Source organism: Amphritea balenae, from assembly GCF_003858655.1.
Lineage (GTDB): Bacteria > Pseudomonadota > Gammaproteobacteria > Pseudomonadales > Balneatricaceae > Amphritea > Amphritea balenae.
This window is the reverse complement of the sequence record NZ_RQXV01000003.1, coordinates 119,753-145,925: the sequence shown is the minus strand read 5'-3', so window position 1 is coordinate 145,925 and position 26,173 is coordinate 119,753. Positions and strand designations below refer to the sequence as shown.

At 46.8% G+C, this 26,173-nt stretch carries 26 protein-coding genes; 20 read left to right on the top strand and 6 right to left on the bottom strand.

Features of this window, described 5'->3' with window-relative positions; translation table 11 throughout:
• The first annotated feature begins 74 nt into the window (after window positions 1-74).
• From EHS89_RS07275 to EHS89_RS07265, 3 genes are read left to right on the top strand one after another with little or no spacing between them, the layout of a single operon-like run.
• Entirely contained in the window at window positions 75-1,730 is a 1,656-nt protein-coding gene (locus tag EHS89_RS07275) for a nitrite/sulfite reductase (protein WP_124925476.1), read from the top strand.
• A complete protein-coding gene (locus EHS89_RS07270; protein ID WP_124925475.1) occupies window positions 1,714-2,277 on the top strand; it encodes a DUF934 domain-containing protein in 564 nt (187 codons plus the stop codon). The genes EHS89_RS07275 and EHS89_RS07270 overlap by 17 nt, the downstream gene beginning before the upstream one ends.
• Before the next feature lie 3 nt (window positions 2,278-2,280).
• On the top strand, window positions 2,281-3,153 hold the full coding sequence (locus EHS89_RS07265) for a phytanoyl-CoA dioxygenase family protein (protein ID WP_124925474.1): 873 nt from the start codon (window positions 2,281-2,283) through the stop codon (window positions 3,151-3,153).
• A 43-nt stretch (window positions 3,154-3,196) separates the two neighbouring features.
• Here EHS89_RS07265 and EHS89_RS07260 read toward each other — a convergent pair whose 3' ends face one another.
• The gene (locus tag EHS89_RS07260; RefSeq protein ID WP_124925473.1) at window positions 3,197-4,120 is read right to left on the bottom strand and encodes a LysR substrate-binding domain-containing protein; all 924 of its coding nucleotides are present in this window, start codon (window positions 4,118-4,120) and stop codon (window positions 3,197-3,199) included.
• A gap of 230 nt (window positions 4,121-4,350) precedes the next feature.
• Between EHS89_RS07260 and EHS89_RS07255 the strand changes: the two genes are divergently transcribed.
• The 7 genes from EHS89_RS07255 to EHS89_RS07225 all read left to right on the top strand — a co-directional run bounded on the left by EHS89_RS07255 (window position 4,351) and on the right by EHS89_RS07225 (window position 11,006).
• Window positions 4,351-4,824: a TRAP transporter small permease gene (locus tag EHS89_RS07255; RefSeq protein ID WP_124925472.1), complete on the top strand. Its 474-nt coding sequence runs from the start codon at window positions 4,351-4,353 to the stop codon at window positions 4,822-4,824.
• A gap of 1 nt (window position 4,825) precedes the next feature.
• Window positions 4,826-6,124, top strand: a complete 1,299-nt coding sequence (locus tag EHS89_RS07250; protein ID WP_124925471.1) for a TRAP transporter large permease — start codon at window positions 4,826-4,828, stop codon at window positions 6,122-6,124.
• Between the two features lie 78 nt (window positions 6,125-6,202).
• The gene (dctP, locus tag EHS89_RS07245; RefSeq protein WP_124925470.1) at window positions 6,203-7,195 is read left to right on the top strand and encodes a TRAP transporter substrate-binding protein DctP; all 993 of its coding nucleotides are present in this window, start codon (window positions 6,203-6,205) and stop codon (window positions 7,193-7,195) included.
• A 260-nt stretch (window positions 7,196-7,455) separates the two neighbouring features.
• Window positions 7,456-7,881 (top strand): (2Fe-2S)-binding protein, encoded by a 426-nt coding sequence (locus EHS89_RS07240; RefSeq protein ID WP_229753712.1) that lies wholly within the window; start codon window positions 7,456-7,458, stop codon window positions 7,879-7,881.
• A gap of 5 nt (window positions 7,882-7,886) precedes the next feature.
• Window positions 7,887-9,353 carry an FAD-dependent oxidoreductase gene (locus EHS89_RS07235; RefSeq protein WP_124925469.1) on the top strand — a complete coding sequence of 489 codons (1,467 nt, stop codon included), beginning with the start codon at window positions 7,887-7,889 and terminating at the stop codon, window positions 9,351-9,353.
• Entirely contained in the window at window positions 9,353-10,495 is a 1,143-nt protein-coding gene (locus tag EHS89_RS07230) for an NAD(P)/FAD-dependent oxidoreductase (RefSeq protein ID WP_124925468.1), read from the top strand. The genes EHS89_RS07235 and EHS89_RS07230 overlap by 1 nt, the downstream gene beginning before the upstream one ends.
• A 163-nt stretch (window positions 10,496-10,658) precedes the next feature.
• Window positions 10,659-11,006, top strand: coding sequence for a RidA family protein (locus EHS89_RS07225; protein WP_124925467.1), 348 nt, complete (start codon window positions 10,659-10,661; stop codon window positions 11,004-11,006).
• An 85-nt stretch (window positions 11,007-11,091) separates the two neighbouring features.
• Here EHS89_RS07225 and EHS89_RS07220 read toward each other — a convergent pair whose 3' ends face one another.
• Window positions 11,092-11,580: a GlcG/HbpS family heme-binding protein gene (locus tag EHS89_RS07220; RefSeq protein WP_124925466.1), complete on the bottom strand. Its 489-nt coding sequence runs from the start codon at window positions 11,578-11,580 to the stop codon at window positions 11,092-11,094.
• A gap of 141 nt (window positions 11,581-11,721) precedes the next feature.
• Between EHS89_RS07220 and EHS89_RS07215 the strand changes: the two genes are divergently transcribed.
• From EHS89_RS07215 to EHS89_RS21460, 3 genes are all read left to right on the top strand, one after another.
• Window positions 11,722-12,411 carry a winged helix-turn-helix domain-containing protein gene (locus EHS89_RS07215; protein WP_124925465.1) on the top strand — a complete coding sequence of 230 codons (690 nt, stop codon included), beginning with the start codon at window positions 11,722-11,724 and terminating at the stop codon, window positions 12,409-12,411.
• Window positions 12,392-13,795 (top strand): sensor histidine kinase, encoded by a 1,404-nt coding sequence (locus EHS89_RS07210; RefSeq protein WP_124925464.1) that lies wholly within the window; start codon window positions 12,392-12,394, stop codon window positions 13,793-13,795. The genes EHS89_RS07215 and EHS89_RS07210 overlap by 20 nt, the downstream gene beginning before the upstream one ends.
• A 133-nt stretch (window positions 13,796-13,928) precedes the next feature.
• A complete protein-coding gene (locus EHS89_RS21460) occupies window positions 13,929-14,057 on the top strand; it encodes a hypothetical protein (protein WP_268239399.1) in 129 nt (42 codons plus the stop codon).
• Between the two features lie 174 nt (window positions 14,058-14,231).
• Here the strand turns inward: EHS89_RS21460 and EHS89_RS07205 are convergent, their stop codons facing one another.
• The 3 genes from EHS89_RS07205 to EHS89_RS07195 all read right to left on the bottom strand — a co-directional run bounded on the left by EHS89_RS07205 (window position 14,232) and on the right by EHS89_RS07195 (window position 18,321).
• Window positions 14,232-15,215: a universal stress protein gene (locus EHS89_RS07205; protein WP_124925463.1), complete on the bottom strand. Its 984-nt coding sequence runs from the start codon at window positions 15,213-15,215 to the stop codon at window positions 14,232-14,234.
• Window positions 15,216-15,565: 350 nt separating this feature from the next.
• On the bottom strand, window positions 15,566-16,963 hold the full coding sequence (nhaA, locus tag EHS89_RS07200) for a Na+/H+ antiporter NhaA (RefSeq protein WP_124925462.1): 1,398 nt from the start codon (window positions 16,961-16,963) through the stop codon (window positions 15,566-15,568).
• A 488-nt stretch (window positions 16,964-17,451) separates the two neighbouring features.
• On the bottom strand, window positions 17,452-18,321 hold the full coding sequence (locus tag EHS89_RS07195) for a LysR substrate-binding domain-containing protein (RefSeq protein ID WP_124925461.1): 870 nt from the start codon (window positions 18,319-18,321) through the stop codon (window positions 17,452-17,454).
• A gap of 203 nt (window positions 18,322-18,524) precedes the next feature.
• Here EHS89_RS07195 and EHS89_RS07190 point away from each other — a divergent pair, with 203 nt between their 5' ends.
• Together EHS89_RS07190 and fghA are read left to right on the top strand one after the other, a co-directional pair.
• Window positions 18,525-19,643, top strand: coding sequence for an S-(hydroxymethyl)glutathione dehydrogenase/class III alcohol dehydrogenase (locus EHS89_RS07190; RefSeq protein ID WP_124925704.1), 1,119 nt, complete (start codon window positions 18,525-18,527; stop codon window positions 19,641-19,643).
• A gap of 70 nt (window positions 19,644-19,713) precedes the next feature.
• A complete protein-coding gene (gene fghA, locus EHS89_RS07185; protein WP_124925460.1) occupies window positions 19,714-20,568 on the top strand; it encodes an S-formylglutathione hydrolase in 855 nt (284 codons plus the stop codon).
• A gap of 59 nt (window positions 20,569-20,627) precedes the next feature.
• Here fghA and EHS89_RS07180 read toward each other — a convergent pair whose 3' ends face one another.
• The gene (locus EHS89_RS07180; protein ID WP_124925459.1) at window positions 20,628-21,119 is read right to left on the bottom strand and encodes a GNAT family N-acetyltransferase; all 492 of its coding nucleotides are present in this window, start codon (window positions 21,117-21,119) and stop codon (window positions 20,628-20,630) included.
• Between the two features lie 228 nt (window positions 21,120-21,347).
• Between EHS89_RS07180 and pyrC the strand changes: the two genes are divergently transcribed.
• From pyrC to EHS89_RS07155, 5 genes are all read left to right on the top strand, one after another.
• Window positions 21,348-22,382 carry a dihydroorotase gene (gene pyrC / locus EHS89_RS07175; protein ID WP_124925458.1) on the top strand — a complete coding sequence of 345 codons (1,035 nt, stop codon included), beginning with the start codon at window positions 21,348-21,350 and terminating at the stop codon, window positions 22,380-22,382.
• 101 nt (window positions 22,383-22,483) lie between these two features.
• Complete coding sequence (gene ansA / locus EHS89_RS07170) at window positions 22,484-23,494, top strand: asparaginase (RefSeq protein ID WP_124925457.1); 1,011 nt, start codon at window positions 22,484-22,486, stop codon at window positions 23,492-23,494.
• A 29-nt stretch (window positions 23,495-23,523) separates the two neighbouring features.
• Complete coding sequence (locus EHS89_RS07165; RefSeq protein ID WP_124925456.1) at window positions 23,524-23,898, top strand: hypothetical protein; 375 nt, start codon at window positions 23,524-23,526, stop codon at window positions 23,896-23,898.
• An 82-nt stretch (window positions 23,899-23,980) separates the two neighbouring features.
• Window positions 23,981-24,703 carry an FkbM family methyltransferase gene (locus EHS89_RS07160; RefSeq protein WP_124925455.1) on the top strand — a complete coding sequence of 241 codons (723 nt, stop codon included), beginning with the start codon at window positions 23,981-23,983 and terminating at the stop codon, window positions 24,701-24,703.
• 522 nt (window positions 24,704-25,225) lie between these two features.
• A complete protein-coding gene (locus EHS89_RS07155; RefSeq protein ID WP_124925454.1) occupies window positions 25,226-26,101 on the top strand; it encodes a sulfotransferase family protein in 876 nt (291 codons plus the stop codon).
• Window positions 26,102-26,173 lie beyond the last annotated feature (72 nt).

The following is a 26,173-nucleotide window of genomic DNA, read 5'->3' as shown; positions in this document are numbered from 1 at the left end:
ATATTTTGTATCTGTGACCATGAATAATCCCCCTCTAGACTGTGTTCAATTAGTATTAGAGAGATTGTTTGTAGATGTATCAATATGATGAAGTCGACTATCAGGTTGTCCGTAGCCGGGTCTCGCAGTTCAGAAATCAGATAGAGCGCTATCAAGGCGGCCTGATCAGCGAAGCCGCTTTTTTGCCCCTGAGATTACAGAATGGCCTGTATATTCAAAAGCATGCCCCTATGCTTCGGGTCGCTGTACCTTACGGAATGCTTTCCTCCGTTCAGCTGCGAATGCTGGCCCGGATTTGCCGCGACTTTGATCGTGATTATTGTCATATTACGACCCGGCACAATATTCAGTTCAACTGGGTCGAGCTGGCCGATGTGCCACAAATACTGGATCGTCTGGCCAGTGTTGAAATGCATGCCATACAGACCAGCGGTAACTGTATCCGAAATACCACCTCGGATCCGTTGGCCGGTGTGGTGAAGGGGGAAGTTACAGATCCCCGCCCATATTGTGAAATCATCCGCCAATGGTCCACTTTGCACCCTGAGTTTGCTTATTTGCCGCGCAAATTCAAAATCGCCGTTATTGGTGCTGAAGAAGATCGTGCATCTATTCGGCTACATGATATCGGTCTGCAGTTAGTCAAGGCTGATTCCGGTGATATCGGCTTTAAAGTCTGGGCAGGTGGCGGACTGGGACGAACACCGATGCTCGGCAGTCTGATCAGAGAGTTCCTGCCTCAGGCACAACTCCTGGGTTATTTGAAAGCGATTGTGCGTGTCTATAACCGTTATGGTCGTCGGGATAATAAATATAAAGCCAGAATCAAGATTCTGGTGGCAAGTTTAGGGGCGCAAGAATTTGCCCGACAGGTTGAACAGGAATTTGATCGCAATGACGGTGCTGATGGGCTGCTGACCCAGGAAGAAATCAGCTATGCCCAGTCGTTCTTTACTGCACCTGAGTATGAGCCGGCAACCGGACAAGCGAGTATTGTTCACGCCGATCTTTACCCTGAATATGGGCGTTGGCTTGAGCGTAATGTACGCCCCCATAAAATTGAAGGCTATCGGATAGTGACTCTGTCGCTGAAATATCAGGGAGCTGCGCCGGGAGATATTTCTGCCCGGCAGTTAGAGCAACTGGCAGATCTGGCGGAACAGTATTCTTTCGCAGAGATTCGGACCACGCAGCAACAGAACATTATCCTTACCGATGTTAAAAGTACTGATCTTTACAGCCTCTGGCTGGAACTTCGTTATCTAAAGCTTGATACGCCGACAGTAGGTACGCTGAGCGACACCGTATGTTGCCCCGGTGCTGACTTTTGTAATCTTGCTAATGCCCGGTCTTTACCGGTTAATGCGGCGATTCAACAGCAGTTTAACGATCTTAATCAGCTGTATGAGCTGGGCGACCTGAGTCTGCGTATTTCCGGTTGTATCAATGCCTGTGCCCATCACCATATCGCCAATATCGGTATTCTCGGCGTTGATAAAAATGGCCAGGAGTATTACCAGATTACCCTGGGAGGCATGAGTGGGAAGGTTAATGCCATCGGCAAAGTGTTAGGTCCGTCTCTGCCTATGGATCGGGTGGTTCCTGCTATTGAGCAGATTATCGGGGTATATATTGCAAACAGGTCCAGTCCTTCTGAATCTTTTAGTGCTGTATATCAACGTATCGGAAAACCCCCGTTTAAGGAGTCTGTTTATGCAGCAAATAATTAAAGATAACCGGATACAGGAAGATAACCGGATCTTAGTCGGCTGGCCTGATGTTGTTCAAACTGAGGGTTCTCTTAAGGCCGAATATGTCGCTGATAATGCAGCGTTTCAACCTATGCCAGGTAATCGCTATATTCTTCCGGTTGATTACTGGCTGACATCTGCACCTGAGTTTAGCGAATACTCTGAAGTACCCGGTGTCTGGATTAGTGGTAGTGCTGATCTGGAGGCTTTGCATGAGGTTTTTATACTGGCCAGCCTGATTGCAATTGAGTTCGGTAGCTTTGTCGATGGATCGGGCTTTTCGACCGCATCGCTTATCCGGGAAGAGTTTAATTTTCAGGGTGAATTACGCGCGTTCGGTTCAGTGTTGCCGGATCAGGTCGCCTATCTGTTACGCTGCGGTTTCAGCTCAGTTGCATTCTCGCAGACAGAGGATCTTGAGCAGGCTGCGCAGCAATTACAACTGTCAGATTGTTCATATCAGGGGAGTGTTGCTCAGCCGAGAACGCCTTTTCTACAGCGAATGAATAAGTCCCGGCGTGGCTGACTGATGCAGGTTCATGAGTTTGGCTCCCCGATTACCGATGTTCAGCGTAGTCAGATCCTGTTTAACGGAGATCTGATTGTGTTTAAACAGCTACCGGCGTTAGCTGAGTTAAATCGCCAGGTAGATTATCTGATACAGGAGATACAAGGGCACCCGCGTTCTTATCTGTTAACCATAGAGCAGGGTAGGGAGCATGACAGCAAATATTTACAGTTAATGCAGCAGATACAGCAGACGTTTGCCGAGAATTCTCTGTTTTCTGAGCTGTTTTATCGGGCGCTATATCAGGTTGGTGTCGATGCGCAGGCTAACTATGCCGATAAACTGTTTCTTCGCTCAGTCCCGCCGTTAGCGATAAAGCAACCGGATAATCCTTTGTTCAGGGGGGGGATAAGACCTCACCGGGATACCTGGGGGAGTAATATCCAACAGCAGATAAACTGGTGGAGTCCTGTGTATCCGGTTACTGAACAGAATAGTATTGTTTTCTATCCCGCTTACTGGGACTCAGCGGTAGTAAATAGTACTGCGAGCTGGTCATTTGATGCTTTTTGTCGTGCGCGAAAGAACGCAGAGAAGGGGCAGACAATCGGCTATCCCTATGCACCACAAGTATTGGAACCCATAGAAGATATTAAACAGCAGGTAGTCGTTATTGAGCCTGGTGATCTTCTCTGTTTTTCAAGTGCCCATCTGCACGCCAGTGTGCCAAATAACACCGGTCTGACACGTTACAGCTACGAGCTTAGAAGCTTCAATCTTGATGATATTGCGCAACAACGTATGCCGGTTAATGTTGATAATGCGGCTACTAAACCGCATTACAACTGGTTTAATCGGATGAGTGAACAGTCTGGATCTGAAGTTAATTTATGATTATCTGAAGTGAATGATTGCTATAGAGCGAGTCAGAGTAGAACTATTCAGAGTAAAACTGGGCATTTAGCTCTTCTAACTGTTGGGTTACCAGTTGAGTAAAACTATTGGCCAGAACTGATGCCGGGCGGTGTGCCGGCGTCAGGACGGATACCGACAGAATAACTTCCGGCACAAAAGGCCTGAATACCAGTCGTGCCCGATCATCAAAGCGCTGCAGATAACCACTGGCGGTCATCGGGTCGCAGATACAGTAACAGAGATTTTCTTCTACCAGTTTGAGTGCCGGTTGAAAGGTCAGTAGTTCAAAGCGTTGATTCAAAGTGGCCCCCTGACGTTTGAATGCTTTCAGCGCTGACTGATAGTTAGGATGGTCTTCCTGCAGAGTAGCCAGGGGCAGGTTATCCAGATCTTGCGGTGTAATAACGGCTTTATTGGCTAAGGGATCATTGACCGGTAGGGCACAAACACATTTCAGATCAAAGGTTAGTGCTGACAACGCCCGGTTAGGTGGTGGTGTTTCTGCCAGACCGATATCGTATTGTTGCGAAGCGACCCACTCCTCAATCACCGAAGAATCTCGCATCATCATCGATACGTTTACCCGGGGCTTATCCCTGACAAATTCTGCAATCAGGCGTGGCATCAGGTAATTAGATGCCGCAGGCATACAGGCGATCTTTAATCGGCCCAGTTCCAGCCCCGCGATCTCTTTCATGGTACGGGCGGTTTTGTTAAGACGTTCCAGAATCTGCTCAGATTCTTCCAGAAAGTAGTGGGCTTCAGGTTTTCGGATCAATCGGCCCCGCTGCCGTTCAAACAGTTCTACCCCCAGCTCTTCTTCTAATGTAGCGATCATATTACTGACCGCCGGTTGGGTACGTTGCAAGGTTCGGGCGGCTTCAGAAATTGAGCCGGTTCGCATCACTTCGCGAAAACATTGTAGCTGTCGAACGGTGATATTCATTTTTCTACCTTAAACCCTCTTGAATGTCGGATTTATAACTCACTGTTACGCTTAGGTTTTATTGATAACCATAACTTAAGATTATGGAGGTATCAATATTTTGAAATTGATTTTATACCCTCGTAACGCAAATATGAACGCTACCAGTGTGTAAAGGATAGGTCTCGCAAGAGACTGAACAGTCCGGATGAGAGTCACTGGAATAATAAGAAGTATCTGAGGAAACCCGAATGAACAAGTTTGCCAGCTATCTGCTGACTGGACTGATATGTCTGGTAGCGGGTGGCCAGTTTATCCAGGTAGTGACCCGCTACGTTCTCGAAATCCCAGTGATGGGATTAGAGGAAACGTTGCTCTATCCGACGATGTGGCTGTATATCCTCGGGGCAGTAAACGCCTCTCGTGAAAATACCCATATCCGTGCCAACGTGCTGGAGATCTTCCTGAAGACCAAGCGTCAGGTTGTTTCACTGGCCATTATTGGTGAAGTACTGAGTCTGATCATCGGCTGCTGGCTGATGTACTGGGCCTGGGACTTTACCAAGTATTCCATGCGGGTCTGGAAAGAGAGTCCAACCCTGTATATCCCCACTTTCTACGTAGATGTTGCCCTGTTCACCGGTATGGTTCTGATGATGATCTATACCGCGTGGCACCTGTGGAATCACATCCGCGACCTGACTACTGATAATAAGGAGCAATAAGATGGTTGAAATTGCACTGATTGCAGTGGCGGTTCTGGTCGTTTTGCTGACCCTGGGCCTGCCATTACCCTACTGTTTTGGCGGCGGCCTGATGGTGATGTATTTCCTCGGCGACGTAATAATGAAAGGTAACATGCTGTGGGGTTTCCAACAGCTAGGTAACCCTGTCTTGTTGGCCATACCTCTGTTTGTATTGGCGGGCACCATTATGAGTGTCAGCGGTATAGCCGCCAGCTTACTTAATTTCGTTAATATTTTTGTTGGTCATCTGCGTGGTGGTCTGGGTGTTGTTGCAACGATTAGCTGCGCGCTAATCGGCGCGATCTCCGGCTCCGGTCTGACCGGTGTGGCGGCGATCGGTCCACTGCTGATTCCTGAGATGGAAAAGCAAGGCTATCCCCGTGAATACGCTACCGCACTGATCGCTAACGCATCGCTGTTAGGTTTGCTGATACCGCCAAGTGTCACCATGATTGTTTATGGTTGGGTGACTGATACTTCTATTCTGGCTTGTTTCCTGGCGACCTTAGGTCCGGGCTTGCTGATCATGTTTAACTTCTCTGTGGTTAACGTTTGGTTAGCACGTAAGTTCCCGTTGGTGCTGGATGAGCGGCCAAAGGGTAAAGAGTTTGTTGCTGAAGCAACTAACCGTGGCTTCAAAGCGACCCCTGCACTACTGATGCCAGTCATCATTCTGGGTGGTATCTACGGCGGTATCATGACCCCGACTGAAGCGGCAGCTGTTGCTGTAATCTATGCGTTGCCTGTCGGCTTCCTGATCTACAAGGGTCTGGACCTGAAGACCTTCCTGTTCGCAGGAAAAGAAGCGTCTACTGCGGTTGGCGCCATTATGCTGATGATTCTGTTCAGTATGATTCTGTCGCAGATGTTTGTGGTTGAGTCTGTGCCTCAGGCGTTGGTCGAAGCGATCTTCTCGATCACTGAAGACAAAGTGGTACTGCTAATTCTGATTAACGTGCTGCTGTTCCTGGTAGGGATGGTTGTTAACGATGTCACCGCAATTATTCTGATCGCCCCTCTGCTTCTGCCGTTGATGGAAGCGATCGGCATCAGTCCAATTCAGTTCGCTGCGATCATGGGTGTAAATACCGCTATGGGTGGAGTTACTCCGCCATACGCTTCCATCCTGTATCTCGGCGCTCGCATCGGTAAGGTTCAGGTCACTAAGGTGATAAAGCCTGCCATGCTGCTGATAATTACTGGCTACCTGCCAGTAGTATTTCTGACATCGTTCTGGGATGACCTGTCGATGTACCTTCCGAACTACTTCGGTTACTGAGACTGAAGTCGGGTTCGATTACTTATACGCATTAAGAAAAACCTATAGATAAAAAATCTAAAAAGAGAGGAATCTGTAATGAAGAAATCACTTCTGACATCTGCGCTGCTGGCCAGCACACTCGCTCTGACTTCCGTAGCAGAAGCGGCTGAACTGAAGATCAGCCATATCCGTCCACAGGGCGCAACTATCGATATGGAGCTGAAGGAACTATCTGCTGATATCGAAAAAGCGACTGGCGGTGATCTGTCTCTGAAGATCTTTGCAGCCAGCGCACTGGGTGACTACACCACAGTTCAGGAGCGTATCTCTGTTGGCGCAATCGATATGGCGGTTCAGCCAGCAGCGACTGCAGCATCCCGTAAAATGCAGATCTCCGCATTCCCGTATATCGCGGCAAACTGGGAGCAAGCACAGTCTATCTATGGTCCGGGCGGTGCAATCAACCAGGCGATGAAAGAGCTGTATGCCAAGCAGGATATTGAAATGCTGGCAGCCTACCCGGTTTATTTCGGCGGTGTAGCGCTGAACCGTGATGCAGTATCTCCAGGCAATCCGAGTGTTGATAAGGGTATCAAAGTACGTGTACCTGGTATCAAGAGCTTCCAGCTGACCGCTGATGCCCTAGGTTATATCAGCTCACCTATCCCGTTCTCTGAGGCATTCACTGCCGTACAGACCGGCGTTGTTGATGGTGTAATCGGTTCAGGTGCAGAAGGTTACTACGCGTCTTTCCGTGACGTAACTAAGACCTACATCCCGGTTAATACTCACTTTGAAGTGTGGTACATGATCATCAATAACGAGTCTATGGCTGATCTGGACTCCGAAGATCAGGTAGCACTGCGTAAAGCAGCGGCTGACTTTGAAGTACGTCGCTGGGCTAAAGCTGAATCTGATCAAGTAGCTAACGAGAAGAAACTGGAAGCCTATGGTGCAACTATCGTTAAGCTGAGTGATGACCAGCTGGCAGCAGCGGCGAAGAAAGCCCGTGCTGAAGTATGGCCTCAGATTCTGGAAGATGTTGGTGCTGAATGGGGTCAGGGTATCCTGGACCAGATCGCTAACTAAGTTGATTGTCCGGGGGGACTACAGGTTCACGGCTGTGGTTCCTCCACTTCTCTGGTGAGAAGATCTTTGCTCCTGGGTTCAGTGCCTCCTGGTCTGGCAACCCAACCGTGATTTTTCAGCCCGGTCCAGGCTCTTCATCTGAAGTGTATGTCGGCCAGAACTAAGCGAACAAGCTCTGCGAGAGTTGTTTCTAGCGACATAGGGTACTCCCCTGTGCCGGGTTTTTTTACCTTGAGAATATAAACAGAGGCGGTGAGCATATGTTCCGATCTGTTACAAAACAACAAGACCCGATGACAGCTGTTCAGGTAACCATCAACGATACTCTTGTATCAGTGGTACCGGGAACAACCGTTTGGGCAGCCATGGCGCTGGCGGGTGAAACGGCTACCCGGGTATCACCGGTGAATCAGCAGGTACGTTCCGCTTACTGTGCAATGGGAGTCTGCTTTGAATGCATGGTTGAAATTAATGGCATGCCAAATCGACAGGCCTGTCTGACCGAAGTAGTTGATGGCATGCAGATTAATCGTCAGGTCATTACTGAAGCGACGATTGCTGAATTACAGACTGAATTAAAGGTTGAACCACAACCTCAGGATGTGACAGGCAACTTGTCTGAATTAACCGCAACCGGCAGTAGTCTGGCTGCGGATGTAACTGAAAATATTAAAACAGGGGAGTGAATACAATGACTGAATTCTTTACTCCCGGTTCAAGTGATAGTAGCGCAGAAGAGAGTTCTTCAATCAGCTATGATATCGCTATTATCGGTGCCGGTCCTGCAGGTATGTCAGCGGCCATTACCGCAAGTCGGGCCAGCGTCAGTGTCGTAGTGCTGGATGATAAGCCCCGCAGCGGTGGACAGATCTACCGTAATGTCGATGCAAGCCCATTGCCTGATGCCGAAGTGCTAGGGCCTGATTATATCAAGGGTGCCGAATTAACGACCCGGTTCAGGCGTTGTAATGCCCACCATATCAGAGGGGTTACCGTATGGCATGTGGGTGACAATGGAGAGATCCTGTTTTCTGATAATGGCACCACTAAGCGACTCACAGCCCGACAGATAATAGTGGCGACCGGCGCGATGGAACGTCCATTTCCTATCCCGGGCTGGCACCTTCCTGGTGTTATGTCAGCTGGTAGTGCACAGGTGATGCTTAAGTCCGATGGGTTAGTGCGTGATGAGGCTATATTCGCCGGCACCGGCCCGTTACTTTACCTTATTGTGGCGCAGTACTTGCGACTGGGGGGGAAGGTTAAAGCATTAATCGACACTACACCGAAACAGAATTATCTGCACTCTATGACCGAGCTGAGCGGGGCAATGAGAGCACCGGGCATGTTGATTAAAGGTGTCGGCTTACTGAATGAGATCCGTAAATCAGGCACGAAGATAGTCAGCTTTGCCGAAGATTTAAAGATCCTCGGTGAGGAGCAGGCTGAAGGTCTCAGTTATACCCGCGGAGGTAAAGAGTATTCGCTACCTGCCAGCCATATTTTTCTTCATCAGGGTGTTATTCCCAATCTGAATATGACCCAGGCGCTTGGTTTAGAGCATGACTGGTGTAAACAACAGTTGTGCTGGAAGCCAAAGCTTAATCGTTGGGGGCAAAGCTCAAAGTCACACATTGCAGTGGCTGGAGATTCCGGCGGCATTATCGGTGCGGATTCTGCCGCAGCGATGGGACGTATCGTAGCGCTTAATCAACTGGTTAATCTGGGTGTTATCAGCGCTTTAGAAGGTGAATCTGAAGCGGCGGATGATCTGACTTTTGTTGCCAGCCAGCAGCGCTTTCGACGTTTTATCGATCGCCTTTATCGTCCACTTGATCAGCAACGTATTCCTGAAAGCCCGGGTACGGTGGTCTGTCGTTGCGAAGAACGTACGGTTGCAGACCTGAAAAAAGGCTTTGAGCTTGGCGGCCGCGAGCCTAACCAACTGAAGAGCCAGACCCGTTGCGGCATGGGCCCTTGTCAGGGGCGGATGTGTGGCCATACGGTAAGTGAACTATTGGCCAACTGGCGTAATCAACCGGTTGCTGATGTTGGCTACTATCGTCTGCGATCGCCTATGCGCTTAGTAACATTGGCGGAGCTGAGTCAGTTTACTGATGTGACGCCAAAGGCAAAGAAAACCGAGGAGGTGAACTGATGAGTGTTAATACAACCTCCCAAAAGTTAAGTTCAGATGTACTGGTGATCGGGGGAGGTATTCAGGGTGCCTCTACAGCCTATCACTTAGCACAGCGTGGCGTGTCCGTGACGGTGTTGGAGAAAGACACGGTTTCTCGTCATGCTTCAGGTGTGAATGCTGGTGGTGTCCGTTTGTTGGGCCGAAATATTGCTGAAGTTGAACTGAGCAAAGCAGCTATGCAACGTTGGCAGCAGCTCGATGATGAGCTGGATGCGGATACCGGTTTTCGTCGTCGTAGCCTGATCAATATAGCTGCAGATGAAAATGATCTGGACAGTCTGCGTAGCCGTGAACAGCAGATGCATAGCCTGGGTTATTTCCATGAAGTGATGCTGGATAAGCGAGAACTGCTAGAACGTCTACCCCATGTGGCGGATCACTGTGTAGGCGGCGTTGTATCTGAACAGGATGGTTATGCCATTCCTTTTCATTCAACTCAGGCTTTCCGTATCGCAGCGGAGCGTTTAGGTGCTTGTTTCTGTGAGGGAGAGCTGGTCGAGCAGATCCGTAAAGTGGGTGATAGCTGGCTGGTGGATACTAAAACTCAACAGTACCAAGCCGAACATCTGGTGAATTGTGCCGGTGCCTGGGGTGACCTTATCTCGGTGATGATCGGCGATAATGTGCCGATGTCTTATAGCGCTCCTATGCTGATGATTACCGCCCGAATGCCACACTTTGCCGGTCCTGTGGTGGGTGCCGTAAGCCGACCTTTGTCCTTCAAACAGTTTGAAAACGGTACGGTACTGATTGGTGGCGGCGCTAAGGGGTTTGCTGACCGGGCCAATAATACAACCCGCTTGGATTATAGCTTGATGGCGAATGGTGCCCGTAATGCGATCGAGTTTTTCCCGATAATGAAAACCGCCTGTATTAACCGTATGTGGTCCGGTCTTGAGGCTTACATGCCGGATAACCTGCCTGTTCTGGGTAAAAGTATGCGAGCTGAAAAAGCGTATCACGCTTTTGCTTTTTCCGCCCACGGTTTCCAGTTGGGGCCGGTTATCGGCGAAGTGATGGCTGATCTGATTACTCAGGGAGAAACCCGGTTTGATTTAGAGCCGTTGCGGGTTAACAGGTATGAACGCAAAACTTTGTAGAAATAGCGGTCTTAGCACTCCATGGCGGCATTAAAAATCAGCTTAAAATGCTCACCTACAGCTGTAGGCTCCGCTTTTTCGCTGATTTTTTCTTGTCCTGCAGCGCTAATCCTCGCTATTTCTGTTTTTTATTGAATTCTGAAACTTAAAAAGAGATTTGAAAATGACAGTTGAAAGAATCGGTTCCAATGACCGCATGAGTAAAATAGTTAAACACAACAACACTATCTACCTGTGCGGTCAGACTGCCAGTGCAGATGAATGGGATACCGCAGAGCAAACCCGTCGTTGCCTACAGCAGGTTGAAGATCTGTTGGCTGAAGCGGGTTCCTCTACAGATAAGTTGCTATCTGTCACTATCTACGTGCGGGATATGAAAGATTTTGCTGCGATGAATGAAGTATGGGATGCCTGGATTGCGGATAAGCCAAAGCCAGCCCGTGCTTGTGTTGAAGCGCACATGGCACGTCCTAATGTATTAGTCGAGCTGACGGTTGTTGCTGCGCAATAAAAAGCCCAAGGCTTTTTAGTCGTTGCTAATCAGGAAAAAGAGACCCAGGGTCTCTTTTTTGCTTTTCGTAAAGGCGTAAAACGGGTTACTTCTCCCCCAGCACTTTATCAATTGCCGCTTGAGCACAAGCCTGATCAAGATGGCCTCCTGGTGCACCACCGACACCGATACCGCCGATTTTCTGGTCGGCAACGCTTAGTGGTAATCCGCCACCCAGAATCAGGATGTTCGGATCCATATCCCGCAAGCCCGCAACCTCAGGCATTTTCTTAATCAGCGCAGCAAAATCGGCAGTTGCACGACCCATACTGGCAGAGGTGTAGGCTTTCTTACGGCTACTTTCAAGTGTATGCGGCCCGGCTTTGTCAGCGCGGATCTGAACCCGGGTTACGCCGGATGCGTCAACTACCGAAACACTCACGTTATAGCCATCGCTGGCACACTGAGTGAGTGCTGCGTTAGCAAGCTGCTGAGCAGTATCCAGATTCAGGTAAGCTTGCTGGGGAAGTTCAGTTGCCTGAACGGCGCCGGCGATGGAAAGTACGGCACCCAGTGTTACAAGTTGCTTAATCATTGTGATTTACCTCATTTCATTTCAGTGCTGATTGCAGCATAGGCGTTGATCTCTTACCCGGGGCTTTCTGTTTCATTACAGTTTTGTAAGGTTCACCTTTGTTTGATGCTAAAGCTGAATGACAGTGCTACCGTTTAGCACATGAAGTATTTATTGATAGAAGATGACCAGAAGATTGCTGCTTATGTTGCTAAAGGCTTTCGTGAATCTGGGGATGTGGTGGATATTCAATCTGATGGGCGTGATGGTCTGGCCATGGCGTTAGAGGGTGATTACGACCTTTTAATTGTGGACGTGATGCTGCCTGGCCGGGATGGTTTATCTGTCATCGAAGAGATGCGGGCACGGGGTTTATCGACGCCGGTGATTATTCTGAGTGCCAAGAAGTCGGTTGAAGATCGGGTACGTGGGTTGGAAACCGGTAGTGATGATTATCTGACTAAGCCTTTTTCATTTACTGAATTGCAGGCGCGGGTACAGGCTCTGTTGCGCCGCTCGTTGCAGCAGAATACGGCTGACCAGGGTCTGCAATCGGAGTTACGTTACGCTGACCTGGTATTGGAACCCTATCGGAAGACTGTCACCCGTAGTGGTCAACAGATCAGATTGCAGCCCCGGGAGTTTCAACTGCTCGAATATATGCTGCGAAATCAGGGGCGGGTGTTATCCAAAACCCTGGTACTGGAGCATGTTTGGGAATACAGCTTTGACCCTCAGACGAATGTAGTTGATGTTCTGGTATGTCGTTTACGCAGCAAGATTGACAAAGATTACACCCCTAAACTGATTCATACTCTGCGTGGGGTTGGCTATGTTCTCAAAACTGATTAAATCCCTGCACAGAAATACAGCGATAAGGCTGAGTCTGCATTTTTCACTGCTATTTTTGTTAAGCGCTCTGGTGCTATTTACGACCGTTGACTACCTTTTGAATAAGTCGCAAACAGAGAAAGATCAGCAATTGATTACCTCATTTATTGAGAGTTATCAGCGTCTGCATCAACAGGTCGGCCTGCATAAACTTGAGTTAGTTGTGCAGCGGGATGCGCCGTATTTTCAGCGTAGTGAGATGAGTGTCACTCTGACGGATGAACAGGGTAAGCAACTGATGCTGGTTCAGCCTGAAAGTTGGCATGGCGAACTGCAATTTAAAGCGCCTGACAATGGATCTGACTGGCATGAGGGGCAGCTGAAAGGGGCATCGAAAGAGAGCTCCATTCGGGTGTTATTCCGGCAGGTTGAGCTGAGTGATCAGGTCGTTTTGCGGGTGGCTAAATCAGTCGCGCCAGGTGAAGCGCAATTAGCCAGCTATCGCTTGTTAGTCTTGCAGGTGATGGTACCATTATTACTGTTTGGGTTGTTACTAACCTTCTATATGAACTGGCGGGCTTTACGTCCTGTACATGACCTTATCGACACGATACGCAGCATCCAGGCTAATCAGTTAAAAGCCCGGGTAGAAGTGCGTAATCCTGAGTCCGAGTTAGGTGAGCTTGCTTGTATATTCAATGAGATGCTGGAGCAGATCGAACGGCTTATTCTGGGCATGCGACAGTCGCTGGATTCAGTGGCACATGATCTTCGAACTCCTCTTTCCCGAATGCGTCTTAGCCTGGAGGCCGCACTCACTAAGCCGGATGAGCAAAGCCTGAAAGAGGCGTTAATGGACTGTGCTGAAGAGGGCGAGCAGATTGAAGCGCTGCTAAGAGCGTTAATGGATCTGTCTGAAGCTGAAAGCGGCATTATGAAGCTGCATATGGAACGGCTCAATCTGTCACAATTAATCAGGGATTGTATCGATCTGTATCGTTATGTGGCAGAAGATAAATCTATCGAGATTGTGTTTGCTGATGAACATGACCACTTTATTACAGCGGACCCAATGCGCCTGCGACAGGTACTGGCTAATCTGCTGGATAATGCCGTTAAATATACGCCCGCGGGAGGCACCGTCAGCCTTAACGTTCGGTCCGTCGATAAGGGGGTTCAGATTAGGGTTCAGGATACTGGCATCGGTATTGAAGAGCAGGATCTGTCACTGGTATTTGATCGACTCTACCGGGCTGATAGTAGCCGCAGTGAAGCCGGAATGGGCTTAGGTCTGAGTATGGTCAAAGCTGTTGTTAAAGCGCATCAGGGGACTATTAGCCTTGAGAGTACAATAGGGCAGGGCAGTTGCTTCCGGGTTGAGCTTCCTGAACAACAGGATATTTAAGTTAAAATACTGTTTTACTGGATTTGATAAGGGAAAGTACAGGCGAAATGACAAATATCAATTAACCAACGGTTTTAGTCGGTTAATATCTCTGCATTGATTAAATAGTGATTTAGATATTCAGAGGTTAATTATGAGCTCATGTTGTGGTGGTTGCGGCGGTCAGGACGCTGAAGAATTAAAGAAGCAGGAACAAGCACAAGAGCAGGAAAAAGCTGCTGAAGGTCAGGTGCAACAACAGGAAGCAACTGAGCAGGAATAAAATCCGTTGTTCGAGAATGCATAAAAAAGAGACCTTAAGGTCTCTTTTTTTTGTGGAGAGATAGCCTATTCATTGCGATCCAATGGTGATCTTTATGATGGTTTATGGAGGACGCTACTCTATCGATCTTAACTTCCCGCCGCGGCCATAATTAACCGGTAAAAAGTAAACGAATCAGGCTACAGGTGTTACAAATCCTGGGGGCTTAACCGCCAGCACAGAGCAGTTAATCTGGTTGAGGATAGTTTCTGCCGTATTACCTATGATAAATCCTGGAATACCGGTACGTGCCACTGTACCCATAACCACAAGGTCGGCAGCAATTTTGTCGACCAGAATGGGAATCTCTTTGCCGGGTAGCCCTTTTATCAGGTGTGTTTTGGGGTCGATATATTCCAGATCACGGGGTGCCAGCTTGCAAAGTGCTTCATCCATAAGCGCCTGTAGATTCTGACGATGCTTTTGTTGTACTTCTTCGACATAGCGATCAACTTGTTGTTCCGGGGTGTTTACTAAAGCACTGCGCAGCATACTCTCACCGGAAGCCTCCCATGCATTAATGATATGTAGCTGAGCGGACTCTGACAGCGCTAATGAGCTAGCCATTTCAAGCGTTTGAAGGTTGAGCTGATGTTTCGTGTTTGATGCTGTCGGCGGAAAGGAATAGTCAACGTCCACGGCGGCAAGAATGCAGTGGCAATCTTTAGGCGACTTCGGTTTTAGTAACCACACAGGACAGGGGCACTTACGTAATAAGTGCATGTCATTGCTGCCTAATATGCGATTTAGCAGATCCGATTGCTCGGCGGCTTTGATGACCAGGTCATGCTCGTTACGAAGGATATTACGAATAGTTTCTAAAAAAGGCGTTCCGACCAGTACCTTGGTTTGAATCTTGATCGTTTTCTTCCAGGGGGTCACTTGTTCTCTCAGTCTATTTAAATGATTTGCAACTATCCTGGCTTGAAGGTCTTCAGGGAAAAGTACACGTTCAACCAGTTTTGCACTGTTGGGTATTTCATCAATCACTTGAACAACCGTAAGGCAAGCTTGATTATGGACCGCGAGAGCTGAGGCGCTTGCTAATGCACGTGCTAATGCGGCCACATTGACATAATCAGGTTCCATGACGAATAGAATATTTTTGAATCTCTGCATATCAATATCCTCCGGAATCGATTTCGTCCAGGGTGGTGCACAAAGTACTTACTCTGAATTAATCCAAAATGATTCGGGTGAAGCTATAAGAAGTAGTTTAGTCATATTGTTAAACTGAATAGTGTTTGGTTGATTAGCCTTTAAGTTAAATAAAGGCTGTTTTGTCAGGCAGCTAGAAAAGGTCCCGACATTTCACTGCACTGCCTTTCGCGCATTTGGCCGTTCTATGGTCCGCAGAGAATGTATTGGACTTATTCGCATCTTCCCTAAGCTGGAGCATCTCTGCTGATACATAGTGAAGACGCCAATGACCGGTAGCCGCTTGAGTAACAGGTGATTTAGAAAGCAAGTTATTCATGGTTAAGGTTCTCTTTTTTCATGTCCTGGCGAGTACAGCACCATAGCCAGGTACAGCCTGCGATCCCGGCTAGTAATGAAGCAGCTAAGACGCCTGTCTTGGCTAGCACCTGCAACTCCGGCTGGTGTAAATAAGCCAGGTCACCAATAAAAATAGCCATTGTGAAACCGATCCCGCCGAGTAAGCTTACGCCGATGATATGAGCAAACCGGGTTCCTTCAGGCAGAATGCCTATACCCATTTTCACTGCCAGCCAGCTGGCTCCGGCAATACCTATGAACTTGCCCAATACCAGACCGGTGATCACACCCCAGGTCACAGGGTGCTCGAAGGCTAGCCCTAATGATACGAAGTCCAGTGGTACGCCTGCATTAGCCAGTGCGAAAAGTGGGATCACCAGTATTACCACTGGTAGATGCCAGTGGTGCTCCAGTCGTTGCAAGGGAGCCTGAACTTTAGCGACCCCGCTTTCCAGTGACTGAGCAAGGCCTCGCAAGGTACTGTTGGTAACAATATTCTCGTCCTGACGATGTGATGCATCGAAGCGCGTCAGTAATTTTCGAACCGAGTAGGAAAAACCTTTAGGGTCATATTTGGGTACGGCTGGAATCGTAGAGGCGGTTAATATCCCGGCAATAGTCGGGTGTATTCCAGAGGTGAGCATTGCCAGCCACAGCAACACAGCGATCAGAAAATAGGGTAATGCTCTACTGACCCCGCTCCGGTTGAGCATAACCAGCGCTCCAAACAGAGCCGCAGCCCAGACCAGGGCCTGCTCATTGAGCTCGCTGGTATAGAAAAGAGCGATAACCATTACTGCCCCCAAGTCATCAACTATCGCTAAGGCGATAAGAAAAGTGATAAGGGATTTGGGGATACGTTTACCAAATAACACTAGTACTCCTATAGCAAAGGCGATATCCGTTGCCATGGGGATACCCCAGCCACGGGATGCATCGGAGTCCGGAGTGATCAGGGTAAATGCCAGCGCGGGTACGACCATTCCACCTAAGGCGGCAATTATTGGTAAAGATGCGTGATGTAACTGTGCCAGCTCCCCGACCAGCATTTCACGTTTGAGCTCCAGACCCACAACGAAAAAGAACAACGTCATAAGGCCATCGTTAATCCAGTGTTGCAGCGACTTTTCTAATACCCATCCGCCCAGGCTGATAGAAATTGGCATGTGAATCAGGCGCTGATATATCTCGGCCCATGGACTGTTGGCCAGACCAAGGGCGACGACTGCACAAACAATAAGCAACAGACCGCTGGTTGTTTGTCTGTTGATAAACTCATCAATAGGTGTCAGCACCCTCTCAAGCGCTCGCTCCCAGGGAGCGATATGATTAGGCCTGCTTTTTTTCGAATGTTTGCGTCTTAACTGCATTGCGGTTTGCCCTGCATAGCAGTTGTAAGGGATAGATTGATCTGCATTTTCACATCAACTCCAAAGGAGGATCAGCGGCTTATCGCGGTTTGGGGTATTGTTTAGAGTCCTATTTCAGGAAAAATATCCTTGAGGTCCGCAGCCAGATAATCAAGGCTATGCAAGCGAGGGAGTTAACCCGTTATCGGAAGAGGGTGATAATGACAAAATGTGCATGTGAAAAAATCCGTATAAAGTTATCTGTTTCAGATCGAAGTCGTCTAATGGGTTTCTGGATTTAGTATAGGTACATTCTGAATTATTGAGCGAATGCTGATCAGAAAGTAGAAAGTAGAAAGTAGAAAGTAGAAAGTAGGATCTTAGTTGGTTGCTTACTTAGCTACTTAGCTTGGGTTACTGAGTCTTGGTTATATAGTCATGATTTTAAGCGAGATGGTCAGATTATTCGTAAATCATCTGTTTTCCTCCCGCTCTAGCCTAGATACCCTTTAGCCCAGATGTTTGCTCAGATGATCTACCAGCAAACGTACTTTGGGTGATAAATGTCGGTTGTGAGGATACAGAGCCCAGATACCTTCATCTGAGGGCTGAAAGTTTTGTAACAACGGAATTAGCTGACCCCGTTTTATATGTTGCCGAACGTAGTAATCCGGTAGCTGCACAATACCCAGCCCTTTAAGGGCTGCATCCAGCAAGGCTTTACCGCTATTGCAGCTAAAATTACCGTTAATCCTGATGTTTCTTTCCTGATCTTTTTCCTGAAAACGCCAGTATGCCAATGTGCCCTTAAGGCAGTTGTGATGATCCAGCTCTGAGAGAAGATGGGGTTCTCCACGGACTGAGAGGTAAGCGTGAGATGCGCAGACAAACTGTCGACGAGACCCCAGGCGTTTGGCAATCATGCTGGAATCCTCCAGCTTGCCCAGGCGTATTGCCAGGTCAAAGCCTGCATCGACCAGGTCAACTTTTTGATTGGTTAAGCGGCACTCTACTTCTAGCTCTGGATACTGTGCTATGAAGTCATTCAACAGGGGGACTACTTTGTTTTCGCCAAACGTGGTTGGCGCAGTAATTTTTAGCTTGCCTCTGGGTGTGGTTTGTAAATGACCTAAAGCGCGTTCTGCTTCTTCAAGTCCATCCAGCACCTGTCGACAATGCTGATAGTAAATTTGCCCTGCATCGGTCACCGACACTTTTCGGGTTGTGCGATAGAACAGCTTTGTCGCAAGCCGGTTTTCAAGTGCGCTTATCTGGCGGCTAACCTGCGCAGTAGATATTCCAAGTCGCTTGGATGCGGCAGTAAAACTTCCTGCCTCGGCAACCGCGACGAATTCTGTCACACCTTCCCAGTTAAACATTGTTACCAGCTCGTAATAGTTATTTGCTAATTATATGGATTATCTCTTATTGAGAAATAACTACAATAGCTCCATCGACACCAGAGAGCAGAATGACTGGCTCCTTAATTAACAAATCAGAACTTAGTCAATAAAGCTTAGTATTTAAGTCTGAGCAATTAGAGCTAAGCAATCAGAATAGAGGTATTGAAGTGAGCGATAAGATGATCAAGTCAAAAGCGGCGATAGCCTGGGGACCAAACCAGCCTCTTTCTATTGAAGAAATCGATGTGATGCCACCAAAGGCTGGGGAGGTACTAGTACGTATCGTTGCAACCGGTGTTTGTCATACCGATGCCTTTACGTTGTCAGGAGATGACCCTGAAGGTATTTTCCCCGCAGTTCTTGGCCATGAGGGTGGTGGTATCGTTGAGGCCCTCGGTGAGGGCGTCACCAGTGTTGCTATTGGTGATCACGTTATTCCGCTGTACACCCCTGAATGTGGCGAATGTAAGTTTTGTAAATCTGGAAAGACTAATTTGTGCCAGAAGATCCGTGAAACTCAGGGTAAGGGACTGATGCCGGATGGTACGACCCGTTTCTATAAAGACGGTGAACCGATTTTCCATTATATGGGTTGCTCCACGTTCTCTGAATATACCGTATTACCGGAAATTTCACTGGCGAAAGTGAATAAAGATGCACCATTGGAAGAGGTGTGCCTGTTGGGCTGCGGCGTTACTACCGGTATGGGGGCAGTGATGAATACCGCCAAGGTTGAAGAGGGCGCTACGGTGGCTATCTTTGGTATCGGCGGTATCGGTTTGTCGGCCATTATCGGTGCAACGATGGCGAAAGCAAGCCGCATAATCGCTATCGATATCAATGAATCTAAGTTTGATCTGGCAAAGAAACTGGGTGCGACCGATTGTATTAACCCGAAGAATTACGATAAGCCGATTCAGGAAGTGATTGTTGAACTGACAGAGGGTGGTGTGGATTACTCATTTGAATGTATCGGCAATGTTGATGTGATGCGTTCTGCTCTGGAGTGCTGTCATAAGGGCTGGGGTGAGTCGGTGGTAATCGGTGTTGCAGGTGCGGGGCAGGAGATTTCTACCCGTCCGTTTCAACTGGTGACCGGTCGGGTATGGCGCGGTTCAGCTTTCGGTGGTGTTAAAGGACGTTCTGAATTGCCTGAAATCGTAGAACGTTACCTGAGCGGAGAGTTTGCCCTGAATGATTTCATCACCCATACCATGGGTCTGGAAGATATTAACCAGGCGTTCGATCTGATGCATGAAGGTAAAAGTATTCGCAGTGTTATCCACTACGATAAGTAATAGTGCAGATACAGGTCGCTGTTAGCATCATTGATAATGAAGGCTAACAGCGGCCAATAGGAATTCAGTAATGACTATTGAGAATATCAGTCGGAATAAAAGCTTCGGTGGCTGGCATAAACAATACAGCCATCGATCCAGCAGTCTTAACTGCGACATGCGGTTTGCAATCTACCTGCCACCGCAGACTCTGGCTGGCGAGAAGGTCCCTGTTTTGTACTGGCTATCGGGCCTGACCTGTAGCGATGAAAACTTTATGCAGAAAGCCGGAGCACAGCGTATCGCGGCGGAACTGGGTATCGCTATTGTGGCACCGGATACCAGCCCCCGGGGTGATGACGTCGCTGATGATCCGGATAGCTACGATTTGGGTAAAGGTGCTGGTTTTTATGTCAATGCAACCCAGGCGCCCTGGCAGCAGCATTATCGGATGTATGATTATGTCGTGTCTGAATTGCCAGCGCTGATTGAGGAGCTGTTCCCGGTTACCGGGCAGCGGGCTATTGCCGGTCATTCGATGGGCGGGCATGGTGCGTTAACTATTGCTATGCATAACCCTGATCGTTATTCCTCTGTGTCTGCTTTCAGTCCTATCTGTAATCCGATGACCAGCCCATGGGGTGTGAAAGCGTTAACGTCCTATTTGGGAGGCAGAGATCAGTGGCTGCAGTACGATGCCAGTGAGTTGATGAAAACCGCAACTGAGTTTGTGCCTGCGCTGGTGGATCAGGGTAAGGACGATCAGTTTTTTGAAGCTGAGCTAAAGCCTGATACTTTAAGTGCTGCCGCAAAGACCAGTGGTTATCCGCTGCAACTGCAGCTCCATGAAGGCTATGATCATAGCTATTACTTCATTGCGAGCTTCATTGAACAGCATCTGCGTTTTCATGCCGGGTATTTGAAAACTAATGGTGACACTGCCTGATCATTGGAAAACAGCATTATTATAGCCAGCATCTTTTACTGCTGAAGATGCTGTTTGTTTTATAATGTCAGCGACATCTCATACCAGCTTAAACCGCCATGGTCTGAATCTGATTCTCCGATCTCACGATAGCCAAAACCGGCATACATACCGATCAGGTGTTGTTGGCAGATCAGGTAGATTTCAGACTTATCCAGCCGTCTCATACGTCCGATAAATTCTTGCATCAGTTTGCCTGCAAGCTTCTGCCTCTGGTAATCAGGATGGATCACCACGGACATGATCACGACATATTTACCATCGGGGTCGTGGCCCACCATCTCTTTAAAAGCTTCATCAGACATCTCCACTTTGTGGCTAGCCCCTGCGTTGATAAAGCCGATGATCTCCTGGTCATTCTCTAATACGATAAATCCTTCCGGGTATGTGCGTATCCGTTTCAGAATCTTCTCTTTGGAGGCCGCTTCATCTCCGGAATAGGCTGTTATTTCAATTTCAAAGCAGCGTTCCAGGTCCTGTTCCCTGACGGTACGGATATTCAGTTCAGACATGATGATGTAATTACTCCGGCGATGGCAGGCTAGATCAATAAATTATCGGGTGATGATAGCTGAGTTATTGTCGAAATATCAGTAATTCTATAGCTGGTAAGCAAGACTCTTATTAGATTACATAGTGAAATGTTCAGTGCAGGAAGCACAACTGCCACTATAGCTACTCCATTCCCCACTACGGTATAATAGCGGGATACGCTCAAATTTCCTAAGGACGACTTTTCTATGACCACCCTGACTATCCGTACTCCCGATGACTGGCATCTGCACTTCCGTGATGGCGATATGCTGCCTGAGACTGTCGCAGCCACTGCGCGCTGTTTTCAGCGTGCGATTGTGATGCCTAATCTGGCGCCGCCGGTAGTTAATGGGGCGATGGCGATGGACTATAAAGAGCGAATCCTGGCGGCGCGTCCTGCCGGTAATAGTTTTGAACCGCTGATGACCATCTATCTGACTAATGCCACCACAGGTCAGGATATTATTGAAGCAAAAGCGATGGGTGTTGTCGCAGCTAAGCTTTATCCAGCCGGTGCGACCACTAACTCCGCTGCGGCAGTAACCGATCTGGAAGCAATGTATCCGGTATTCGAAGTGATGGCTGAGCAGGGGATGCTGTTACTGGTACATGGTGAAGTGACCGATAACCATATCGATATCTTTGACCGGGAAAAAGAGTTTATCGATCAGAAGATGACTCAGATAGTTAATCGTTTTCCTCAGTTGAAGATCGTATTTGAGCATATCACTACCAGCGATGCGGCGCATTTTGTTGAGGCCGCTTCCGATAATGTCGCAGCCACTATTACACCTCAGCATCTGCTATTAAATCGTAATGATCTTCTGGTAGGAGGGGTGCGTCCACATAATTTCTGCCTGCCGGTATTGAAGCGAAACACCCATCAGGAAGTGCTGCGTAAGATGGTGCAGTCGGGTTCATCTAAGTTTTTCCTGGGAACGGACTCTGCACCGCATGCGAAAGAAGCCAAAGAGAACGCCTGTGGTTGTGCCGGTTGTTATAGTGCCTGGAGTGCTATAGAGCTTTATGCCCATGTGTTTGAAGAGTTGGATGCCCTGGATAAGCTGGAAGGATTTGCCAGCAACTTCGGTGCTGACTTCTACGGTCTGCCTCGTAATGAAGGCACTATCACACTGGTACGTGATGAGTGGACTCTGCCGGAAGAAATTACTCTGCCGGATGGCCGTCCGATCGTACCTTTCTTTGCCGGTCAGAAAGTCAGCTGGAAATTACAAGCTTGATGCATCAGGTAACTAAAGGGTTGTAACTAAAAAGTTATAATCAGACAGGCCCGGCTAAGTCCGGGCTTTTTTATGTGTCAGAGTAAGGGTACATTGAGCAGATGAAACGAAAAATTCTGATTATATACGCGGGTGGAACTATCGGGATGCAAGCCTCTGATAAGGGCTATGTACCTGTTAGCGGTTTTGAGCAGTTGTTACGTCAGCAACTACGAAGTGGGGCTACACAACAGTTACCGGACTTTGAAGTGCTGGAGCTGGATCAGTTGATCGACAGCTCAAACCTCCAGCCCCATCACTGGAGTGAACTGGCTCAGTTAATCAGCGATAGCTGGCAGAACTATGACGGTTTTATTCTTTTACATGGTACTGACACTATGGCTTACACCGCTTCGATGCTCTCCTTTATGTTGCGAGGCACCGATAAGCCAGTGATAGTCACCGGGTCACAGATCCCTTTGTCAGAGTTGCGCAATGATGCCCTGGATAACCTGATTACGGCGCTGATACTGGCGGGTAACTATCGTATACCGGAAGTCTGTATCTACTTTAATGGTCGACTGTTAAGGGGTAACCGATCCAGTAAGCTGAAGAGTAGCGGCTTCGATGCCTTTGATTCGCCTAATTACAGCTGGCTGGCTCAGGTGGGTATTCATATCGATCTGCATAGTCATCTGCTATTGGATACAAACACTCCCGGTTTTAATATTCCAGTGATAAACCCTGATGCGGTCGTGGTGCTGCCGGTCTATCCCGGTTTGTCGGCCAGAGTTGCAGAAGACATGCTTAATCATGGGGATGTAAAGGGGCTGGTGTTGCTGACCTATGGTGTTGGTAACCCACCGGATGCCAATACTGAGCTGATGCGGGTGCTTGAGAAAGGAATTCAGCGGGGTGTCACCGTTGTTAATGTCACTCAATGTTTGCTAGGGCGTGTCAGCCAGGGGGCTTATGCTACCGGCTCAGTGCTGAATCAGATAGGCGTGATAGCGGGTAGTGATCTGACCCTTGAAGCCGCGGTGACTAAATTACATTACCTGATTGCGACTGAACCGCAGGAAAAGGTTGGTCAACTGATGTCGGAGTCGCTCTGTGGCGAGCTGACAGAATAATCCGTATTAACAAGAGCATGAATGCTGTTATGAAAAATTGGATGTTAATTTTATTAATTCTGTTTACCTCATCAGCTTATTCAGCTGAGTACCGAATTGAAACCGTAGATAAAAAACCAGTTCCCATAAGAGAGTATATTCGGTTGTGGGAGAATAAGGCGGTTCAACTCTGCCGGTTAAACGCGAAAGATTACAATATCGTAGAAAATACTTGTTCTGGCTATATTTTGGCTAAGTTTTCCGGTTGTCGTCATCTGCTTAAAAAACAGGTCAATAAGTACATTTACGATGCAGAGCAGGGTCAAAATATGGTTTCTGATTATTTTCAATGTATTAATGCATGGCCTCACTGTAATGGATTTGAAATAAAGAACGAAGATGATCTTACAAGGTATTGCAGCTAGTTTTAAGCATGTTTATGAAAGCTGACTGTTTCAGTTTATTAAAATAATTTAAAAATATTGTAAATACAAGTGAATATGAAGTATGGGATTAAAGTACGAAATAAGTAAGTTTATTGGAGGATTCAGAACCAACCTTCCCAAAGATAAATCTATTTCTCGCGTTCTTTCGCGTAGAAAGCGGTTGTTGTATTCCTATGGTATCGATACTGTTCTGGATATTGGAGCAAATTCGGGCCAATTTGCAGTACAAATGAGAAGACGTCTAGGTTATACAAATAGAATTTTGTCATTTGAACCGTTGAGTTCAGCTTTTGAGCTGTTAAAAAAAAGAACCGAGAATGATTCAGGATGGCAGGCGTATAATTTTGCATTAGGTGAGACAGAAGAACAAAGAAGTATTAATATAGCTGGAAATTCTTGTAGTAGTTCGTTGCTTAATATGTTGTCTTCACATATAGAGTCGGCTCCAAAATCAGAGTATACCGGAGTAGAGATAATTGAGATGAAAAGTCTCGATTCTGTCTTTGATGGCCTGTGCGACAAAACGAATAAAATCTATATGAAAATAGATACTCAGGGATACGAAAGTATGGTTTTAAAAGGGGCAGAAAAATCACTTGAAAATATTAACACAATTCAATTGGAAATGTCTCTTATACCGCTGTATGAGGGAGAGTTATTGTTTAATGATATGTGCCAGCTTATGAATGAAAAAGGCTATAGGCTTGTTGGAATTGAGCCTGGGTTTACTGATAAAAAATCTGGTGAATTATTGCAGGTGGATGGTATTTTTCATCGATTCTAAGCAATAATCAGTTCCACTAAATCTCTTTGTTTACGTCGGTTTTAATATTGGTATGAAGCCTCTTGTAACGTTAATTCTCCGGCCTTAATTATTAGATAACTGCAACAATTACGTTGTAGAATTGTCCTGGTATTACCGCTGGACTGTGCTGGCTTAGTTAATGATAAATAACTGGCAATATTATGGCGATTTGACAATGTAATAAGGCGAAATATCTACTTTTATGCGTAGTCGTTTCAGTATGATGGTGTGATTCTAGGAGTTATAAACTCAATAAACTAGCTTGTCATTACTATCTAGTGATTTTTGAGATAGAAAGTTTCGATGAGTTTTTAGATAAGTTTAGCCTCGTCTGAATATAATGTAAGGAGTGTTGATCAATTTATAGTAAGAATATTTAAAACCTACTTTGAATAGATGTAATATTTTGATTTAAGTTAGTAATATGTTTTTTGTTCTAGTAAATCAACGATTAGATTTCGTGAGTAAAATGTGGTTTGTTATTTTTGAATGGTGCTATAAATGATTTCTAAGGCTAAAAAATTAGTACAATACTTTGGTTTTCGCGTGAAGCCTTCGGCTATTGTTGTAGGAGTTCAGAAAAGTGGTACAACTTCTCTATACAGGTATCTTTCATTACATCCTCAGGTGTGTTCAACAACAGTTAAAGAAATTGACTTTTTCCATTGCGATAATTCATATAATAAGGGTGTTGGTTTTTATCATTCGCATTTTTTAAGGTGTTGGCCTTGGCAAAAACGATCATATAGTTTTGATATAACCCCGGGTTATACCGCCGGAGCTTGTAAAGCTGAGCGATCAGCCAAACGAATACATCAATATAACCCGGACATAAATATAATTATATCTTTACGCGATCCCTGCTATAGAGCGTTTTCTGCTTGGAATATGTATAGGAATAAATTTGTTGAAAATTCAAATTGGTATTTTGAATGGATTAAAAAAGATAATGATGATATAAATTCTTCTACGGTGATTAGACGGAAAGAAAATTTTGGTGAATCTTTTCTTGATGATATTAAATGGGAACTGTGTCAATATAAATTAGGTAATAAAATTGAGGCTCCAATTATTGAGTGGGGTTTGTATTACGATATTATTAAATCGTATTATGCTTTGTTTGATAAGTCTCAGATTTTGATAGTTTTTAATGAGGATATGGATGCTGATGTAGAGACGGAGCTAGGACGAATTGAAAAATTTATTGGCATGCGTCCTTTTGAGTGGTCAAATATAGATATTAAACGTTATCATGTTGGAACATATGATTGTGAAATGGATGTTGAAGTCCTTTCAATTCTTAGAGAGTTTTACTTTGATTCTAATTTTAAGATTGGTAATGAATTTGGAATAAATACCACTTGGAATATTTATTGACTTATAATGTTAGATATTTGTGCTGTATTTTTTTTGAATCTGATGCTGATTTTTTGTTGGTTTGCTTTGTGG